This window comes from uncultured Sphingomonas sp. (genome assembly GCF_936927845.1).
GTDB lineage: Bacteria > Pseudomonadota > Alphaproteobacteria > Sphingomonadales > Sphingomonadaceae > Sphingomonas.
The window spans coordinates 1-17,082 of the sequence record NZ_CAKZHV010000012.1 but is presented as its reverse complement, the minus strand read 5'-3'; the positions used below and the strand labels follow the sequence as shown (position 1 = coordinate 17,082).

Here is a 17,082-nt window from a genome sequence, read left to right as displayed (position 1 = left end):
ACTTCCAGATACCGCTTGCACCCGAAGGGGCGTCCACAGATGATTCAGGCTCCGCGAGGAGACCGGGGATGAGCGACCTGTTTTGGCTGACGGACGAGCAGATCGAGCGGCTGCGGCCGTTCTTTCCCAAGAGCCACGGCAAGCCGCGGGTCGATGACCGGCGGGTGCTGAGCGGCATCGTGTTCGTTAACCGCAATGGGCTTCGCTGGCGCGATGCACCGAGCGCCTACGGGCCCTACAAGACGCTCTACAACCGCTGGAAGCGTTGGGGCGAGGCGGGCGTGTTCACGCGGATGATGGAGGGTCTGGCTGCGGTCGGTGGCGAGCCGAGGACGGTCATGATCGATGCGACCTACCTCAAGGCGCACCGCACGGCATCGAGCCTGCGGGTAAAAAAGGGGATCTCGGCCGCCTGATCGGGCGCACCAAAGGTGGCATGAACACCAAACTCCACGCCTTGGCCGATGCGAACGGACGCCCTTTGAGCTTCTTCATGACCGCGGGCCAAGTCAGCGACTACACCGGCGCGGCAGCGCTGCTGGACGACCTGCCGAAAGCGCAGTGGCTGCTCGGCGACCGGGGCTACGACGCCGATTGGTTTAGAGACGCTCTCCAGGCCAAGGGCATCCAGCCCTGCATCCCAGGCCGGCGATCGCGCAACGAGCCGGTCAGATATGACAAGCGTCGCTACCGGCGCCGCAGCCGCATCGAGATCATGTTCGGCCGTCTCAAAGATTGGCGGCGCGTTGCCACTCGCTACGATCGCTGCCCCACGGCCTTCTTCGCTGCCGTCGCCCTCGCTGCAACCGTCATCTTCTGGCTGTGATCAACGAGTCCTGACCCTAGGCACCAAACAGGCTCAGATCGCGGTGCGCAGCGATGACCAGCTTGAAAACCGCTTCGAGCCGATCCCGCTACCGGCATGGCAGGACGACGGTGTGTTCGCGCGCCTCCTCGCCAGTTTCGAGCGCGCGTTGCCTTTGCGGGAACGATCGGCGCTGGCGGATGCGCCTGAATTACGCAGCATGGTGCTGCGCCGATCGACCGGCCTGATCGGCGAGGTCGCGGCCTTGCTGACCGCCGCGACGGTCCACGCGCTGTTGCACGGACGCGAGCGGATCGACCGCGTGATGCTCGACGGGTGCGACTATCGCGGGCCGGACGAGCGGCGCGCCCTGTTCGAAGCGTCCTTCCCCCGTGTTCGATGAAGTCGAGCTGATGGGCGACCTACCGCGCCCGCGCTGGCCGCTGCATCCGCAACCGCGTCCGTTGGAGAGGCTCGACACCTACGTCCGCAGACTGGCCGACACCTACGGCATGGGTGTGACGACCTTCTGTCGATATGGCCTCGACTGCGATGTCGGCGACCTTGATCGCTGCGCGGACGATCCGCCCCAAGCCTTGCTAGATCGACTGTCGAGCGGCACCGGTCAGTCGATCCGCCGGCTCCGCAACATGACCGACGCCCGCTGCCATGCTCGAACCAAGGTGGCGGCGCGCTGGGTAATCCGCTGCGATCCGGAAATCGTCCACAAAATGCGGTTCAGATTTTCTGGACACGGCGGGTTTGTGGACAGTATTTAGAGACGGTTGGCGCCGGATTTTGCGTGTAAATGTCAGCGCTAATTGGCGTACGATTGTCGGCGCTACATGGCGCCTTACGTAGACCGCAGCACGAAAATCATGCGGAGATGTAGCCCGTTCGAATGAGGAAGGCGCGGAGGGAGTCAGGAAAACTCTTGAACCGTGTTAGGTGCCCCTCAGGGCATCGATGATCCTTCCACTCTGATGGCGCTAGGTCGCAGGGCTCCCATAGAACGCCATCATGCTCATAGTGCTTAAGCATTGCGTTCCAAGCGACGTCGAACTGTCCGGCTCTTGCCGCGTCGGCAACAAACGCGGCGCAGGCACCATTGCGGTCTTGGGTTTGCGATAGGCAGGCCGGCGCCAGCCGCTTCATGTCAGCAGCAAATGCTCCGCGAAGGCCGGGGTCGCGGCTTTCGTCTATAATCTTGCCATTTTTGACCGTAAGAAACTTGGGGGGGCGAGGTGTACAAGCGTTACAACCGAAAGCGGAGTCGAACACCGCGTCCTCAAGTTTCAAGTCGATGCTGCCGTCTCCAGAGACGTCACGCGGCGCATCGGCTAGTTGACCTTGGAGATGCAGATCTGTGGGGTCATTCGACTGTGCAATGCGATAGTGACTGCCGCTCGGGATCAACATTTGAAGCGTCATATCACCGCCCGATCCACCTGATTGGCTTTCGATAATGATGCCTAGGTGGCGGTCGCCTCGATGAAAGCGCGCCACTGCGATCCGCGCATATGAGCTCTGACTATCTGTCTTGACGGTTATGGGTGACATGCCCGCCGAACTCACTGTCACGTTGGCCTGATTGTTAAAGCCATCCCATCGACAACTGCTGTCTCCGATAGGATTGGCGGGGCAGGGTACCGCCTCTACATGTACTTTTATCCCGCCTGAATCGAAAGCAAGCGGTTGCTTTTTGAATGCGAGCCAAGTCTGGAAGTTGCCAACCGGCACGTCAACGGGGGCAGCCCCGATGAGGAGGCCCATGAGCATAAGCGCTGGCAGGCGCATGGCGTTCTTCCTTCTAAGCCCGATCAAAAGTTGAGGATGCAACGTAGACTTTCCGTTCGCAATGCTCCTCAAGCCTGCCTGATATTTAATCCGACGCGCATCCGATCGTCTAAGCCGCTTTCGCTAATACGGCAGATTGGCGATCCAACGTTCGATAAACGGTTGGTCGAGAAATCGAAAACAGCTCGGCGAGGTCGCTGATCGAGTAGTCGCCGGTGTCGTACATGCGGCGCAGCTCCTTTTGCTGTCGATCGGACAGCTTAGGCTTCTTGCCGCGCAGCTTACCCTTTGAGCGCGCGACAGCCATGCCCTCGCGCGTCCGCATTCGGATCAGGTCTGCCTCAAACTCGGCGAAGGTGGCGAGGATGTTGAAGAACAGCTTGCCCATCGGATCGGACGGATCGTGAACGCTGCTGCCTAGCTGGAGCCTTACGCCGCGGGCGGCGAGACCATCGCCGATCGCGCGCGCGTCTGGCACAGATCGCGCCAAGCGGTCGAGCTTCGGGACTACCAACGTGTCACCGCTCCGCACAGCCGCCAGCGTCTGGTCGAGGCCAGGCCGATCACGGCTCGTGCCGGTGAAGCCCTTGTCGGTGTAGATGCGATCGGCCGCCACCCCGAGCTTGAGCAGCGCGTCATGCTGAGCAGCGAGATCCTGTTTATCGGTCGAGCAGCGGGCATAGCCGATCAGCGTGTGCGTCATGGGCCAAAGTGTAACGTAAAAGGCCCCCTCACCGCAAAACATATGGTACTATCTATGTGAGACTCGGTATCCGGCCGTTTTCCGTCGGTCGGTTGGTCGGCCGGGGCGGGTCCGCAGAACGATCCTCTATCGGACAGGGGGCGATCACCATGGCGGATGGTCGAAGATCGGAGACAGGAGGCGCGGAGGTGGCGCGGCGAATGGCGGCACTTCGCGCCCATCTGCATGGTGGCGCGTCGCTGGCCAAAGTCGCGGCCGATGCCGGTGTTTCGCTGCGCACCGTCCAGCGATGGCTCGCTCGCTATACCGCCAACGGTCCAATGGGCCTCGCGCGGCCGCTTCGTCCGGAAGCTGGCACACGGACGTTCCCGGACGGTCTGGTCCAACTGATCCAGGGCATGGCGCTGACGAAGCCGCCGGCCTCGATCGCAACCATCCATCGTCGCGTTGTGCATGTCGCTAGCGAATATGGATGGCACACGCCGTCCTACGGCAGCGTTCGCGATATCGTGCGCCGGATCGATCCTGCGATGCTGACGCTCGCGCATGAGGGCGCTGCCGCTTTCCGCGACAAATACGAGATGGTCCATCGTCATCGCGCCGATCGCCCGAACGCGATCTGGCAGGCCGACCACACCGAACTCGACATCCTCATCCTCGATGCTCGTGGCAGACCGACACGGCCGTGGCTGACGACGGTGGTGGACGATCATTCCCGCGTGATCGCAGGCTACATGGTGTTTCTCGGCGCGCCATCCGCGCTCAATACGTCGCTCGCGCTGCGCCAGGCCATCTGGCGCAAGGCCGATCCGGCATGGCCGGTGTGCGGCATTCCCGATGTGCTGCACGTCGATCACGGATCGGACTTCACCAGCCTCCACCTCGAACAGGCCGCGGCCGATCTGCGTATCAGGCTGATCTACTCAGCCGTCGCCCGTCCGCAGGGGCGTGGCAAGATCGAGCGGCTGTTCCGGACCATCAACACCGAATTGCTGGCCGAACTCCCCGGCAACCTGCGCGCCGGCAAGACGGTATCCCCACCGGCCCTTTCACTGGCCGAACTGGACGCGGCGATCGGCGCCTGGATCATCTCGACCTATAATGCGCGTCCCCACCGTTCGATCGGGGCGGCACCGATAGCCGCATGGCGGGGCGATGGCTGGTTGCCCCGGATGCCGGAGACGCTTGCCGAACTGGACATGCTGCTGGTCATGGTCGCCAAGCCCCGCACCGTTCACCGCGACGGCATCCGCTTCGAGGGATTGCGCTACTTCGATCCGACGCTGGCAGCCTACGTCGGCGAGCCGGTGACGATCCGCTACGACCCCCGCGACATGGGCGAAGTCCGCGTGTTCCATCGCAACGTGTTCCTGTGCCGGGCGATCGATGCGGATCATGCCGCGAACAGTGTCACCCTAAAGGACATCCAGGCGGCGCGGATCGCGCATCGGCGTCGCCTGCGGCAGGAGATCAGGGAGAAGCAATCGAGCGTTATAGACTATCTTCCAGCGATCCTGCGCACTCCGGCTCCGATCGCGAAACCGGCGCGATTGCCTGAATTGGCGCCGGTCTCCGCAGCGACTCCGGCGCCGCCACCAAGCCGGCCGAAGCTACGCACCTATTATGAGGGCGACTGATGACCGCCGGCAGTACGCGCGCGACCAGCTTCATCTCGACCCAAGAGCACCGCCGCTTCATCGAGTTCGCCGACGCCGTTCGGAAGCATCGCTACATCGGCCTGTGTCATGGCCCAGCGGGCGTCGGCAAAACGCTCTCGGCCTGCCGGTATGCCCGATGGGACAAGGCTGCGCCCCTGCTCACCGTTTGGGGACCACGCGATCCATCCGACCTGGAAATCTATGCCCACCTCGCTCAGGCACGTGCGGTTTTCTACACACCTTCGGTCGGCAGCACGTTGCGCGAACTGCGGCAGGATCTGCCCCGGCTGCTCGACCGAGTGGACCATTGCATCGACGAACACGTCCGGCCTCAGAAAGACGGACAGGTCCGTTATGTCAGTCGTCATACCCGCTACGTCGAAATGGTGATCGTCGATGAAGCCGAGCGCCTGTCGACGACGGCGCTGGAATACATGCGTGACGTGTTCGATCGGCAGGGGATCGGGCTCATCCTGATCGGGATGCCCGGTATCGAAAAGCGCATGGCGCGCTATCCCCAGCTCTTCAGCCGGGTCGGCTTCGCCCACCAATATCGGCCGTTGCAGGATGCGGAGCTGACCTTCGTGCTGACCCGCCGCTGGCGCGACCTCGGCCTTGCCCTCGACGACGCCGATTTCACCGACGCGCAAGCGGTCGCGGCCATCGTTCGGATCACAGGTGGCAATTTCCGGCTACTGCACCGCCTGTTCGTGCAGATCGAGCGCGTGCTGAAGATCAACGGCCTCGCAACCATCAGCGAGGATGTCGTGGAAGCCGCCCGCAGCACCCTCGTCATCGGCGTCACCTAGTGCTGACATTCGTGACATTTACCGCTGAAAGCCACATTTGCGAGTGCTGGCCCGCTCGTCCACAAACCGAGCGGATTAGGGACGAGGGGTAACACGATGCCGGACGTGCTGGGTTATGCCCGCGTCTCCACCAGCGACCAGGACTTGGATGTGCAGCGACGTCGGCTGACCGAGGAAGCCGGCGCTATCCGGGTGTTCGACGACATCATGTCCGGCAAGGGCTTCGATCGACCGGGCCTGACCGAGATGCTGGACTTCTGCCGTGCCGGTGACACCATCTGTGTCGTGCGCCTCGACAGGCTCGGCCGCTCACTCAAGGAGCTGCTGGAGACGATCGACATGTTCAAATCGCGGGGTCTGGCGTTCCGATCGTTGGAAGAGCGCCTGGACACGTCATCGGCCGCCGGTGAGCTGGTGTTCCACGTCTTTGGTGCCATCGCGCATTTCGAGCGGCGGCTCATCATCGAGCGCACCCGCGACGGGATCGCCGCTGCCCGCGCACGCGGCAAGGTGCCGGGTCGGCCGACGCTCGATTCCGAAAAGCTGATGTCCGCGCTCAAGCTGGTTGAGGCCGGCGTCGGTCCCGCACAGGCCGCAAAGCAGCTCGGTCTTGGTCGGTCTACCTTGTATCGAGAGTTGGCGCTGATCCGCCAAACAGCTCCGGATACGCCAGCTTTGGAGGAGACAAAGTGAACTGCCCCGCTGGGGGGCCAGCTAAGAAGATCGCGCCTTAGCCCTGCTGCCGGAGAGCTAGACCACGCGTAGGATGCCCCCGATACTTATCGAAAGGCCCGTCCCGACAAGGGCTATCGCGACAAGGTGACGAGCGCCAAACCGGCGCGTGTCTGCAAGTTGAACCATGCCGCTCTCTTCTTTTTCAATGGCTTGCATTGCTGAGGCATAGCGCTCCTCCTGATGATGGAGGCGATGAGCCACGAAACCAGTGCCCACCAATACCAATCCGGCGAGCAGTTGCATTGCCGTCCACCACTCGGGGCGACCAATCCCAATTGCAATTGTCGCACCGGTGACCAACGTAAGGTTCGTCCCGATTACCTGGAAATAGAGCCTGCCGAAATGCAGGCGATGGTCCACCAGAGCCCGGTACTGTATCAGCCTTGCTTCCATCCTCTCCATCGTTTCTCCTCCCGATGTTCATCCTCCCTTGACCACGTTGTGCTAGGCAAAGGTCACTCTGAGCGGGTTGACGACATTGTATATCCTTTTGGTGAACGTTCCCCATCCGGCGATCGGTAGCCGTATCCCGAGGGAGCAGCTGCCTCCGTTCGGCCTTCTCTGCGTGGGCGGTCCCCTCATCGACGATGGTCATCGGGTCGAGTTGATCGATGCGGAATTTGGACCCATGCCGCTGACCGATCTCACGGCGGAGATCGTACGCCGCGCGCCGGACGCGGTGCTGTTTGGCCACTCGGGTTCGTCATCGGGCCATCCGATCATCGCGCGCGTTTCCGCCGCAGTCGCAAAAGCACTACCCTCAATCAGGATCGTATATGGCGGCGTTCACCCGACATATTTTTGGCGCGAAATACTAGCGCAGGAGTCGCACGTCTTGGCGATCGTGCGGGGCGAAGGTGAGGAGACCGCACGTCGTCTGATGCGTGCCATAGCCGATAACGGCTCGTTGAACGACGTGCCCGGCATCGCCTACCGTCACCTTGAACAAGTCATCGATACCCCGGCCGCGCCGGTCATTACCAACCTTGATGCATACCGCGTCGGTTGGGAGTTGATCGACCACGCGCGGTACAGCTACTGGGGCGGCAAGCGCGCGGTCGTTATCCAGTTCTCACGCGGCTGCCCCCACCTTTGCAACTATTGCGGACAGCGCGGTTTCTGGACACGCTGGCGTCACCGCGACCCCGTATTGCTTGCTCGCGAGATTGCTCGGCTGCACCGCGACCACGGCGTAGAAGTGTTCAACTTTGCCGATGAGAATCCGAGTGCCGGTCGAAAGCCGTGGCGCGCTTTCCTGGAAGCGCTGATCGCCGAGAACATTTCCGTCACGTTGGTTGGATCGACCCGCGCCGACGACATCGTTCGCGATGCGGATATTCTTCACCTCTACAAACAGGCTGGCTTTGAGCGCTTCCTGATGGGCATGGAAAATACAGACGAAGCAACGCTGAAGCTGATCCGAAAAGGTGGTGCGGTAGCCAGTGACCGGGAGGCGATCCGATTGCTACGCCAACACGGCATCTTGTCGATGGTCACGTGGGTCGCCGGCTTCGATGACCAGACCGACGCTGACCTATTCCGCGGGCTGCGCCAGCTTGTGTCTTATGACGCGGACCAGATTCAGGCGCTTTACGTTACGCCGCATCGGTGGACTCCGTTCTTCCGTATCGCCAAAGATCGTCCGGTCGTGCAGTCCGACTCGACGAAGTGGGACTACAAGCATCAGGTTTTGGGCATGGCGCGCATGACGCCCGCACGCTTGTTTCTATGGGTCAAGCTGATTGAGGCGGTCGCGCAGCTGCGCCCCCGCGCTCTGATGCGGTGGATATGGCATCCCGATCCAAAAATCCGCCATGCGATCCGCTGGTATTACCGCATGGGCCGTCGTGTGTGGTTGCACGAAGTGTCGAGCTTCCTCTTCCGTGATCGTGTGCGTCAGGATGGTCGGACCGTCGCGGATCACCTCGGCGCGCCGCAGGATCATGAGGAGGAAGCGTCGCGGGTCGCTCGCCAGCCGCGTCGAGGACAGCTCGGACAGTCAAGCCACTCCCAGCAAGCCGTCCGCGTCAACTGACATCGCCTTCGACCAACCGCTGACACTGTCTTTGAGAAATGACAAACGCCGGGTCTGCCGCCGCGACGGCTGCCGCTTCTAGCCGATCTGCGGCGCGGACCAGCGCCATGCCGCTCTCCAAACTCACGAACGCTTCTGCGACGGAGTGGCTGTCGCGCACCAAGCGCGCGTGATAGGCCCGTGCGTGCGCAGGTCCTACGCCGCCATCGGGCAGCCCGCGACCCAGTTTGGGCCTGGGGCGAAGCGCAGGACGAATAGCTCGCCGGGCTCCTTGGTCTGCGGAACCGCTCCGGGCGCGAGGGCGGCCGCGGCCGCCGAAAGGATGGTCGTTCGCATCGCATGTTCTGCCCGCTCCGCGTCGTCCGGCCGCCCCGGTCGGCGCGTATCCTATCCGGAGATGATAGCGCATCAGCCTTGATTACCAAGGATCAGGTGATGCCACGTTCGCGTGCCCAAGCAACGGCTGCGGCGCGCCGATTGACGCCGATCTTGCCGTAGATGCCGGCGACATGATTGCGAACCGTGTTCCCTGAAAGCGACAGTCGCTTCGCAATTGCCTTATCATCGAGACCCTCGCAGATCAGCCCGAGCACTTCGCGCTCGCGCGGCGTCAGGTCCGCGGTCTCGACGGCTTCGGGATGCGGATTCCGCAGCGTGGCGAGCTTGTCCATCACCGTCCGACTGAACCAGCTCGCATCCTTCATCACCGCCTCGATCGCGTCGGCCAGCTCCAGCTCGCTCCGGCGGCGCGTGGTGATGTCCTGATAGAGCCACAGCGTGCAGCGCTCGCCCCTGATCTCCATGCGCTCGGCCGACATGAGACAGTCGATGGGCTGCCCGTCCGCGTCGATCAGGCGAACGTCACGATTGCGGACGCCGCCGCTGCGGTCGAGTTCCCGCTGCACGTCCTCGCGCTGCTCCGGATCGGCCCACAGTTCAGGGTCGCCCGCGGCCCGGCCGATCGACCCGGCTGAGCTCCGGCCCGTCAGGCGAACGAAGGCGTCGTTCACGTCCATTGTGCGGTGACTGTCGGGCGAGGTCAGCACCATCGCCACGGGCGCCATCTCGAAAAGGCTGTGGAAGTGCGTCTCGCTCGCGCGCAGCGCCCGCTCCGCCTTCCGGCGCGGCTCCAGATCGGCGAAGGTGAACAGCATGCACTTGTCGTCGCCGACTTCGATCGGTTGGCCGGCGATGATGACGAGCTTGGTATGTCCGTCCGGTAGCGGCAGCTCGGCTTCCATCTGCGGCATCGCCCGGCCTTCGGCGAGGCACTGCTTGGCATAGTCCTTCCGCTCGGCATCGTTGAGGATGTCGAGTTCGTAGAGGCTGTGTCCCTGGACCGCCTGACGCGAGTAGCCGGTCATTTCGAGGAAGCCGCGATTTGCCCGGCTGTATCGTTGATCCGAGAGCCGCATGATGAGCGCGGGCGCGGGGTTGGCCTGGAACATGGCCTCGAACCGCGCCTCCGCTTCGTACTGGTCGGAAACGTCCTGGATCACGAGCGCCAGGCAGTCCGGCTCCTCGTCGTTCCCGGTCATCACCACGTCGCGCACCTTGTGGGTCCAGCGGCGTTCATCGCTCCCGGCGGCACTTACCTCCACCACCAGGTCGGGGAAGCTCTCGCCCGCCAACATGCGGATGACGGGATATTCGCGATTCGCGAGCCGGTGGCCGTTGCGGAACCGGAGCGCGAACCGCTGCGCATAGGTGTCCGCGGTCCCGCCGAGTCCTTCGATCTGGTCGACGCCGTGCATCGCGAGCGCAGCACCATTGGCCCAGATGATCGTGCCCGCCAGGTCGATCAGGATGACGCCTGCGGTCATGCCGCCGATCAGCTGTTCGAGATGGGTCAGCGTGTCGCGCGCAAGAACGCGGGAGAGCGGATTGGCCATGCCGGTAGAGCGCGGCCTCATGGGATGATGTTCCTCGCAGATAATGAACGGTTCGACGAAACCTACCGCAAGCCTAGTACCAATCTACCAATCGGCTGTCCCGAATAAGAGCCCGCATCGGGACACTTCAAGAAGCCGGCGGCGTTAGACGGGCAAAGCTGAAGGACAGCCATGCCCAACGACATTCGCCTACCAATCATTGAGGAGGAGGCGCACGTTCTTAAACGTGCGACCGACGTCGAGCATGTCACCGTACGTACCGTCCCGGAGCAGGAGCAGGTCGTCGTTCGCGACGAGGTCCGCCGCGAGCACGTCGAGGTCAGGCGGGTAGCGATTGAGCGCGAGGTCGATCGCGCTCCCGCTGTCCGGGAGGAGAACGGCGTCACCATTATCCCCGTCTTGGAGGAGCGACTGGTTGTCGAGAAGCGGCTCTTCCTCGTCGAGGAGGTCCACGTCTTCCGGTCGGCACATGCGGAGGCGGTGGAGCTGCCGGCCACGCTCAGGCGCACCCGCGTCGACGTCGAGCGCACCGATCTCACCAAACCTGAGGAGGATGTTCATGGCAGGACCTAACGACCGGCCGGAAGGAGCGCCGAGCCACATACACATCGAAAAGAACAAGAAGTTTAACTGGCTGCCCTGGCTGCTGCTGGCGCTGGGTATCCTGGCGTTGTTGTTCGCGCTCAGTCGCTGCAACCGCGAGGAAACCGCCACGGTCGCACCCGCGCCCGTCGCAGCAACGGACGAGGTCATCGCGACCACGCCAAACGCCGGTTCCGCCGATGCGCTGATCGGCACGTCCGGTCTCGGCACCTATCTCGCCGGCACCGAGCCGCTGCCGCGAACCTTCACCTTCGAGAAGCTCAACTTCGACACCGCCAAGAGCGACATCCGGCCGGCCGACGCCGCCGAGGTGAACGAGGTGGCGGCGACGCTCAAGCAGTATCCGAACGCCAAAATCCGCATCGCGGCCTACGCCGACGCGCGCGGCGCCGATGCGGCCAACATGGCGCTCGGCAAGGCCCGCGCCGATAGCGTCAAGTCGGCGCTGGTCGCGCAGGGCATCGACGCCGGCCGCATCGAAACCGTCTCGGGCGGCGAGAACGATCCGGTCGACACCAACGCCACCGCAGGCGGTCGCTTTGAGAACCGCCGCACCGAACTCGTCGTGACGGCGAGGTAAGCCGCTCTACCCATTGTCACATCAACGTAGGAGAAGATCATGTCCACCACCATCACCGCCCTGTTCGACAGCCGAAGCGACGCGGAGGCCGCCAAGGAGCGGCTGAAGAGCGCGAGGGTCGATGCCGACCATGTCCATGTCCACGACAAGTCGAGCGCCGGCTACAAAGAGACAGGCTACTCGACGCATGAGGACCGGGGCTTCTGGGACTCGATCAAGAACGCGTTCGTGCCCGACGAGGATCGCCACACCTACGAGGAAGGCGTGCGTCGCGGCGGCGCGCTGCTGACCGCCGATGTCGATGACGATTGCGTCGATGAGGCGGTCAGGGTGCTCGAAGAGGCCAACTCGATCGACCTCGACGACCGCTCGCGCCAATGGCGTGAATCGGGTTGGGATTACCAGGGTGCCGGCGCGACCGGCGCAGCGTTCGGGAGCTTCGGCCGCGGCGAGGTTGCCGGTCGCACGGCCGAGCAGGAAGAGGTGATCCCGATCGTCGAGGAGCAGCTGGTCGTCGGCAAGCGCGACGTCAGCCGCGGCGGCGTGCGCGTCCGCTCCTATGTGACCGAGACCCCGGTGCATGAGCAGATTCGCCTCCGCAACGAGCGCGTCAACGTCGAGCGCCGCCCGGTCGATCAGCCGCTCTCCGCGGCCGATACGGACGCGTTCCGCGAGCGGACGATCGACATGACCGCGTCCGGCGAGGAAGCGGTGATCGGCAAGAACGCCCGCGTCGTCGAGGAGGTCGTGGTCTCCAAGACGGCCGAGGAGCATGTCGAGGAGGTCGATGATACGGTGCGCCGCACGGACGTCGAGGTCGACCGCGACACCGGCGTCGAGACCCGCGGTTCATCCTTCCGAGACACCGACAAGCGAATCTAGTCGGTGGAGCCCGGCGCGGGGACAGCACGCGCCGGGCTCACATAGGTGCTTACAGGGGAGACGGCGATGAACCCGAACTATGTGACAGCGGACGGCATGATCGCCGGCACCCGCAACCTCGGCGACACCGCCGTTCTCTACCTACAGGAGTGGGGGCCGCGCGTTCTTGCGGCGGCCGTCATTCTCCTGATCGGCTACCTGCTGGCGAAGGCCGCCAAGTGGGGCGTTGCCGCCCTCGTCAACAAGACGCCGCTGGCGCGGCACGCGCACCGGCAGTCCGGTATTCCCGAGACGGGCCGCAACCCTAAGAGTGTCGGCGCTCAGGTCGGTGATGCGGCCTTCTGGATCGTGATACTGATCGCGCTCGTGCTTGCCGCTCAGCCGCTCGGCCTGGCCGCTGCCACCAGCCCGGTCGGCCGCATGTTGAATCAGTTCGGCGCCGCCATCCCCAACATCATCGGCGCAGGGCTGATCTTCTTCGTCGGCTACATCGTCGCCAGCGTCGCCAAGAAGGCCGTGGAAGCGGTGCTGACAGCCGCCCGCACCGAGCAGCTCGCCGAACGCGCCGGCATGGCCAAGGCCGATCCTACAACGCTGCCGCGGATGGTCGGCGGGATCGTGTTCGCGCTCATCATCATCCCGGTCGCGATCGCCGCGCTCGATCAGCTCAACATTCGCGCGATCTCCGAGCCGGCGACCGCGATGCTCCGGATCATCCTCGACAGCATCCCGCATGTCGTCGCGGCCGCGATCATCCTCGCGCTCGCCTACGTGATCGGCCGCTTCGCGTCGCAACTGCTCACCCAGTTTCTGAGCAGCACCGGCTTCGATCGCACGGTCAGCGCGCTTGGCGTGTTTCCCTCGGACACAGCGCCCACCACCTCAGGCGACCCGTTAAAGTCGGCCGAAAGTCCGTCGACGCCGACGCTGGTGCCCTCAAAGCTGCTCGGCCAGGCCGTGTTCGTCGCCATTATCATCTTCGGCCTGATGGAGGCGTTCCGGCAGCTCAACTTCGCCTATGGCTCGCGCATGATGGCGGAGATTCTGACCCTGCTCGGCTCGGTCGTCTTCGGCGCCGTCATCATCGCCGCGGCCATCGCCATCGCTAAGCTGGTGTCGACGGTCGTGCGCGCCGGCGGCGGGGCCAGCGCCGAACTGACCGCGAAGATCGTCAACGTCGCAATCATCGTGCTCGGCACCGCCATCGGGCTGCGCTTCATGGGGCTCGCCGACGACATCATTAATCTTGCCTTCGGTCTTATCCTGGGTGCCATCGCCGTCGCGTTCGCGCTCGCCTTCGGACTTGGCGGACGGGAAGCCGCCGGCAAGCTGATTCAGCGCGTCAGCGGCTCCGCCAGCACGCCGACACCGCCAATTGCGCCGCAGTCGAGCACGACGATTCGTCCAGGCTCCGGAGACAAGTGAGCAAACTCAAGGATAACTCGGACGCATGTTGAGCTGGCAGATCCTGCTCGCTTTTCTCGCGCTTGCGGCTTGCGCTGATGGCTCAAAGAGCCAGGTGGCGTCAGGTGACACGACGAAGCAAGCCTCTACTCTGCCCGTGGCTCCGGCGGATGTCGAGTCCGCAAACGCCGGTGGCCGGGTGCGCATCTTCACGTACTTCCAGGCGCAGGCTCAAACAGGCCGACCGGCGCCCACCTATCACCAAGTCGCCGTGACCGGCACGCTGCTAATCCGGAACGGATGCCTGTTGGTGGCAGGTGGCAGCCGAGAATTAGCGTTAGTATTTCGCGAAGGGACGGCGAGCTTCGACCAAGCCGCAAACATGCTGACGGTCGACGGGCGAACGTTTCCTGTTGGTTCCACCGTCAGCATGGGCGGATCGGGAGGGTCTGCGGTCGGGTCTATGCCACAAGGCGATCCCAAGCAGCAGTGCGACGCAAACGATATCTGGACCGTCGTTCCGGGATCGTTCAAGCTCGCTAGGTAACTTGGGCGTGGCGGGCTGGCACGCTATGGCCGGTACTCAACCCAATTTTCTCGCACCGGTCCGTGGTGTTCGCGTACGTATTTTCTATTGCATGTCGCTCGAATTGATCGCGCCAGGGCGCAGTAACGCAACGTCGGTGCCGAGCGCAAGTCCACCTGTAGGTTTCCCTAATTGGTGGACGAGTTTCTCTCTGTGACAGCGTCCTGAGATGATGGACCTCCAACTGAAACAGTGGACGTCTGGCGCTGCGATCTCTCTGTTTCGGCGAACCGTATCCAAAAGCACGAATGTGCGACTACTCTGCTTCTGGCCGTACATTGGTGATGCTGATGCCTACATCGGCGCTCGCAAGTGGCCCGTCCGTTGTGAGCATCTCGGCTTGTAGGTCGATCGCCAAGGCAAGGCATGCCCGATCGCCGAGGGACAGACCGAGCGCCTTCGTCGCTGGCCGGAGGTCCCCTATGATGAGCGCCTGGGCAGGAGAGAGCGGCCGGACATCAAGGTGCAGCCCACCAAGCGCCTCACGCACCTCGTCGAGCGGCAATCCTCGGTCCCGAAGCTTGGAGACGACCTCGGCGAGGTTGGTCGTTCCGATGATGCTGCGGGTCAGGACGTCGACTACCCGATCCGCCCCAGGCTCATCGTTTAGCAGGCAGAGCAGGGCCGAGGCGTCGAGTACGACCTTGCTACTCACGCTCCGCCTCACGCCGGCGCTCCGCAATCAGCTCGTCGGCCAAGCCGACGCCTTCGGGCACATACTTGCGAAGGATCGCGCGAGCACGCTCGAGCGCTCTAGGTACGGATCGTACCCGCAACTCGCCATCGTCCACATCGACGAGCACAGTGTCACCCGTGGCGATCCCTAGCTCCCGGCGCATTGCCGCCGGGATTATGAGCTTACCACCGTCCACAATCTTGACCCTCTGTGCTTCCATCTGCACTAAACTCGCTGCTCCGACCTGTTCAACGGCATTATACCGGAGAGCGAGGTTGGACGCCAGCGTGGAGGCAGGGATCGATGCACGGCCGATCACCGAAATAGCGTTCATCAATGATGGAGCAGCTACTTAGACCCGGTCCGCTTGGCTAAGCTACGTAGGACCGGTCGTTGCCGTTTTGAGCCGACTTCTGCATGACTGGCTCACAAGGGTGTACCGAAACACGCCGGGCACGAGAGATGAGTAAGTGACAGACAGCAAGGTTAGGGCGGCGAGGGTGTACCTCCGTGTGAGCACGGACGAGCAGGACCTGACGCGGCAGGAGAGTATCGTGGCCGGCGCGCGGGCGGCCGGCTTCTACATCGCGGCGGTGTACCGGGAGAAGGCGTCGGGTGCGCGGCCCGATCGGCCGGAGCTGCTGCGCATGGTGGCGGACCTGCAACCAGGCGAAGTCGTGGTGGCCGAGAAGATAGACCGCATCAGCCGCCTGCCGCTGCCGGAGGCCGAACTGCTAGTTGAGACAATTCGCGGCAGGGGAGCTCGGCTGGCGGTGCCGGGCATCGTCGACCTCAGCGACTTAGTGGCGGACAGCGCGGGCGTGGCGCGCATCGTGCTGGAAGCGGTGCAGGACATGCTGCTGCGCGTGGCGCTGCAGACGGCGCGCGACGATTATGAGACCAGGCGCGAGCGGCAGCGCGAGGGGATCGACATCGCTAAAAGGGCTGGGCGGTACACCGGCCGCAAGCCCGACCTTGCCCATCACCGCCGCATCGTCGGTTTGCGCGAGGCGGGCATGAGCATCGCGAAGACGGCGGAACTAGCCGGATGCAGCATTGCCCACGTCAAGCGGGTGACCGCCCTTCACCGGGCCAGGACGGCTGCGGTAGCGCCGACCTCGTAAAACGAACCTACCCTTTGTGCAGGGCTTTACCTTCACTTTTTTTGATGCCGTGATACTTGCGGTGGAGAACCCAATTTACTCACGACGGTGCCTCACCCTATCCTGGGCCATGCTGTTCAATGAGGCGCAATCCGCTGTCCCGTTTCTCCGTGCCTGACCGGCAGTCTTGGGAAAAAGCAATCGGGAACAGGTTTTGGGAAGCGGTGCGTTCGCCTTTCAATGTAGTAACGTGTCCGCCCGTGCATCCCATTTAAGATTCCTATTCGAGACGGCAGGTGCCGACCAAAGCCGGTCATTCAGATCAGCTGCCGCGAACATCTGCTTCGAACAGAAGCTGCCGATGGATCGCTCCAACGCAGGCCGTCAGAAAGGCGTAGTAGAGCCAGCCATGTAAGCTCCGAAGTCCGTTCCCTCAAACCGGCCGTTTAACCGTCGCACCCTCCTCGCGATAGAGTCGTTGGGTCTTCTTGCGATTGATCGTGATGCCGTCCCAGCGCAGCAGGATATGCAGCCGTCGATAGCCAAATCGCCGACGCTGCTGCGCCAACTCACGCAAACGCGACCTCAGGTCGCCATCATCTGCTCGGCACAAGCGATACCGCATGCTCGTGCGATCTGCTCCGACAACCGCGCATGCCCGCCGCCCGCTCATCCGCAGCGTCGTCTGAAGATGGGCGACCGCTTGCCGCTTCGCGGCGGGCGTCACCACTTTTTTGACAGCAGGTCTTTCAACCCCGCTGTGGATCGGCGTGGAAAAGGGACCCCGGTAGCGGGGTGATCGGCGTCGAAAAGG

General features: G+C 63.3%; 19 protein-coding genes and 1 pseudogene. 13 read left to right on the top strand and 7 right to left on the bottom strand.

Annotated features, from left to right (window positions below; translation table 11 throughout):
* The first annotated feature begins 68 nt into the window (after window positions 1–68).
* From Q0579_RS02385 to Q0579_RS02375, 3 genes are all read left to right on the top strand, one after another.
* Window positions 69–826 (top strand): IS5 family transposase gene (locus Q0579_RS02385; protein ID WP_184116863.1). Its coding sequence is split into 2 segments (ribosomal slippage): window positions 69–402 and window positions 402–826, totalling 759 coding nucleotides; the frame shifts between segments, so codons are not numbered across the junction.
* Window positions 747–1,208, top strand: coding sequence for a TniB family NTP-binding protein (locus Q0579_RS02380; protein ID WP_298808725.1), 462 nt, complete (start codon window positions 747–749; stop codon window positions 1,206–1,208). The genes Q0579_RS02385 and Q0579_RS02380 overlap by 80 nt, the downstream gene beginning before the upstream one ends.
* Window positions 1,198–1,584: a TniQ family protein gene (locus Q0579_RS02375; protein WP_298808724.1), complete on the top strand. Its 387-nt coding sequence runs from the start codon at window positions 1,198–1,200 to the stop codon at window positions 1,582–1,584. Before Q0579_RS02380 ends, Q0579_RS02375 begins: the two co-directional genes overlap by 11 nt.
* A gap of 97 nt (window positions 1,585–1,681) precedes the next feature.
* Here the strand turns inward: Q0579_RS02375 and Q0579_RS02370 are convergent, their stop codons facing one another.
* Together Q0579_RS02370 and Q0579_RS02365 are read right to left on the bottom strand one after the other, a co-directional pair.
* Complete coding sequence (locus Q0579_RS02370; protein ID WP_298808723.1) at window positions 1,682–2,602, bottom strand: hypothetical protein; 921 nt, start codon at window positions 2,600–2,602, stop codon at window positions 1,682–1,684.
* Window positions 2,603–2,711: 109 nt separating this feature from the next.
* On the bottom strand, window positions 2,712–3,305 hold the full coding sequence (locus Q0579_RS02365; protein ID WP_298808721.1) for a recombinase family protein: 594 nt from the start codon (window positions 3,303–3,305) through the stop codon (window positions 2,712–2,714).
* Window positions 3,306–3,397: 92 nt separating this feature from the next.
* Between Q0579_RS02365 and Q0579_RS02360 the strand changes: the two genes are divergently transcribed.
* The 3 genes from Q0579_RS02360 (at window position 3,398) to Q0579_RS02350 (ending at window position 6,465) form a co-directional block, all read left to right on the top strand.
* On the top strand, window positions 3,398–4,942 hold the full coding sequence (locus tag Q0579_RS02360; RefSeq protein ID WP_298808719.1) for a Mu transposase C-terminal domain-containing protein: 1,545 nt from the start codon (window positions 3,398–3,400) through the stop codon (window positions 4,940–4,942).
* Window positions 4,942–5,772 carry an AAA family ATPase gene (locus Q0579_RS02355; protein WP_298808717.1) on the top strand — a complete coding sequence of 277 codons (831 nt, stop codon included), beginning with the start codon at window positions 4,942–4,944 and terminating at the stop codon, window positions 5,770–5,772. Before Q0579_RS02360 ends, Q0579_RS02355 begins: the two co-directional genes overlap by 1 nt.
* 96 nt (window positions 5,773–5,868) lie before the next feature.
* Window positions 5,869–6,465: a recombinase family protein gene (locus Q0579_RS02350; RefSeq protein ID WP_298808716.1), complete on the top strand. Its 597-nt coding sequence runs from the start codon at window positions 5,869–5,871 to the stop codon at window positions 6,463–6,465.
* Window positions 6,466–6,522: 57 nt separating this feature from the next.
* On the opposite strand, the gene Q0579_RS02345 is transcribed toward Q0579_RS02350, so the two are convergent.
* Window positions 6,523–6,900 carry a hypothetical protein gene (locus Q0579_RS02345; protein WP_298808715.1) on the bottom strand — a complete coding sequence of 126 codons (378 nt, stop codon included), beginning with the start codon at window positions 6,898–6,900 and terminating at the stop codon, window positions 6,523–6,525.
* 76 nt (window positions 6,901–6,976) lie between these two features.
* Between Q0579_RS02345 and bchE the strand changes: the two genes are divergently transcribed.
* Window positions 6,977–8,542, top strand: coding sequence for a magnesium-protoporphyrin IX monomethyl ester anaerobic oxidative cyclase (gene bchE, locus Q0579_RS02340; protein ID WP_298808714.1), 1,566 nt, complete (start codon window positions 6,977–6,979; stop codon window positions 8,540–8,542).
* 428 nt (window positions 8,543–8,970) lie between these two features.
* Here bchE and Q0579_RS02335 read toward each other — a convergent pair whose 3' ends face one another.
* Entirely contained in the window at window positions 8,971–10,455 is a 1,485-nt protein-coding gene (locus Q0579_RS02335) for a helix-turn-helix transcriptional regulator (protein ID WP_298808713.1), read from the bottom strand.
* Between the two features lie 150 nt (window positions 10,456–10,605).
* Between Q0579_RS02335 and Q0579_RS18240 the strand changes: the two genes are divergently transcribed.
* The 5 genes from Q0579_RS18240 to Q0579_RS02310 all read left to right on the top strand — a co-directional run bounded on the left by Q0579_RS18240 (window position 10,606) and on the right by Q0579_RS02310 (window position 14,450).
* Window positions 10,606–11,007 (top strand): YsnF/AvaK domain-containing protein, encoded by a 402-nt coding sequence (locus Q0579_RS18240; protein ID WP_366522249.1) that lies wholly within the window; start codon window positions 10,606–10,608, stop codon window positions 11,005–11,007.
* A complete protein-coding gene (locus Q0579_RS02325; RefSeq protein WP_298808709.1) occupies window positions 10,994–11,617 on the top strand; it encodes an OmpA family protein in 624 nt (207 codons plus the stop codon). The genes Q0579_RS18240 and Q0579_RS02325 overlap by 14 nt, the downstream gene beginning before the upstream one ends.
* Window positions 11,618–11,656: 39 nt before the next feature.
* Entirely contained in the window at window positions 11,657–12,499 is an 843-nt protein-coding gene (locus tag Q0579_RS02320; RefSeq protein ID WP_298808707.1) for a YsnF/AvaK domain-containing protein, read from the top strand.
* Window positions 12,500–12,565: 66 nt separating this feature from the next.
* On the top strand, window positions 12,566–13,924 hold the full coding sequence (locus Q0579_RS02315) for a mechanosensitive ion channel (RefSeq protein WP_298808705.1): 1,359 nt from the start codon (window positions 12,566–12,568) through the stop codon (window positions 13,922–13,924).
* A gap of 25 nt (window positions 13,925–13,949) precedes the next feature.
* The gene (locus Q0579_RS02310; RefSeq protein ID WP_298808702.1) at window positions 13,950–14,450 is read left to right on the top strand and encodes a hypothetical protein; all 501 of its coding nucleotides are present in this window, start codon (window positions 13,950–13,952) and stop codon (window positions 14,448–14,450) included.
* A 295-nt stretch (window positions 14,451–14,745) separates the two neighbouring features.
* Here Q0579_RS02310 and Q0579_RS02305 read toward each other — a convergent pair whose 3' ends face one another.
* Together Q0579_RS02305 and Q0579_RS02300 are read right to left on the bottom strand one after the other, a co-directional pair.
* On the bottom strand, window positions 14,746–15,144 hold the full coding sequence (locus tag Q0579_RS02305) for a type II toxin-antitoxin system VapC family toxin (protein WP_298808699.1): 399 nt from the start codon (window positions 15,142–15,144) through the stop codon (window positions 14,746–14,748).
* Window positions 15,137–15,499 carry an AbrB/MazE/SpoVT family DNA-binding domain-containing protein gene (locus Q0579_RS02300; RefSeq protein ID WP_298808697.1) on the bottom strand — a complete coding sequence of 121 codons (363 nt, stop codon included), beginning with the start codon at window positions 15,497–15,499 and terminating at the stop codon, window positions 15,137–15,139. The genes Q0579_RS02305 and Q0579_RS02300 overlap by 8 nt, the downstream gene beginning before the upstream one ends.
* A 136-nt stretch (window positions 15,500–15,635) precedes the next feature.
* On the opposite strand from Q0579_RS02300, the gene Q0579_RS02295 reads away from it, so the two are divergent.
* The gene (locus tag Q0579_RS02295; protein WP_184111794.1) at window positions 15,636–16,289 is read left to right on the top strand and encodes a recombinase family protein; all 654 of its coding nucleotides are present in this window, start codon (window positions 15,636–15,638) and stop codon (window positions 16,287–16,289) included.
* Window positions 16,290–16,710: 421 nt separating this feature from the next.
* Here Q0579_RS02295 and Q0579_RS02290 read toward each other — a convergent pair.
* Window positions 16,711–17,082, bottom strand: a pseudogene (locus tag Q0579_RS02290) (IS3 family transposase); the annotation flags it as partial.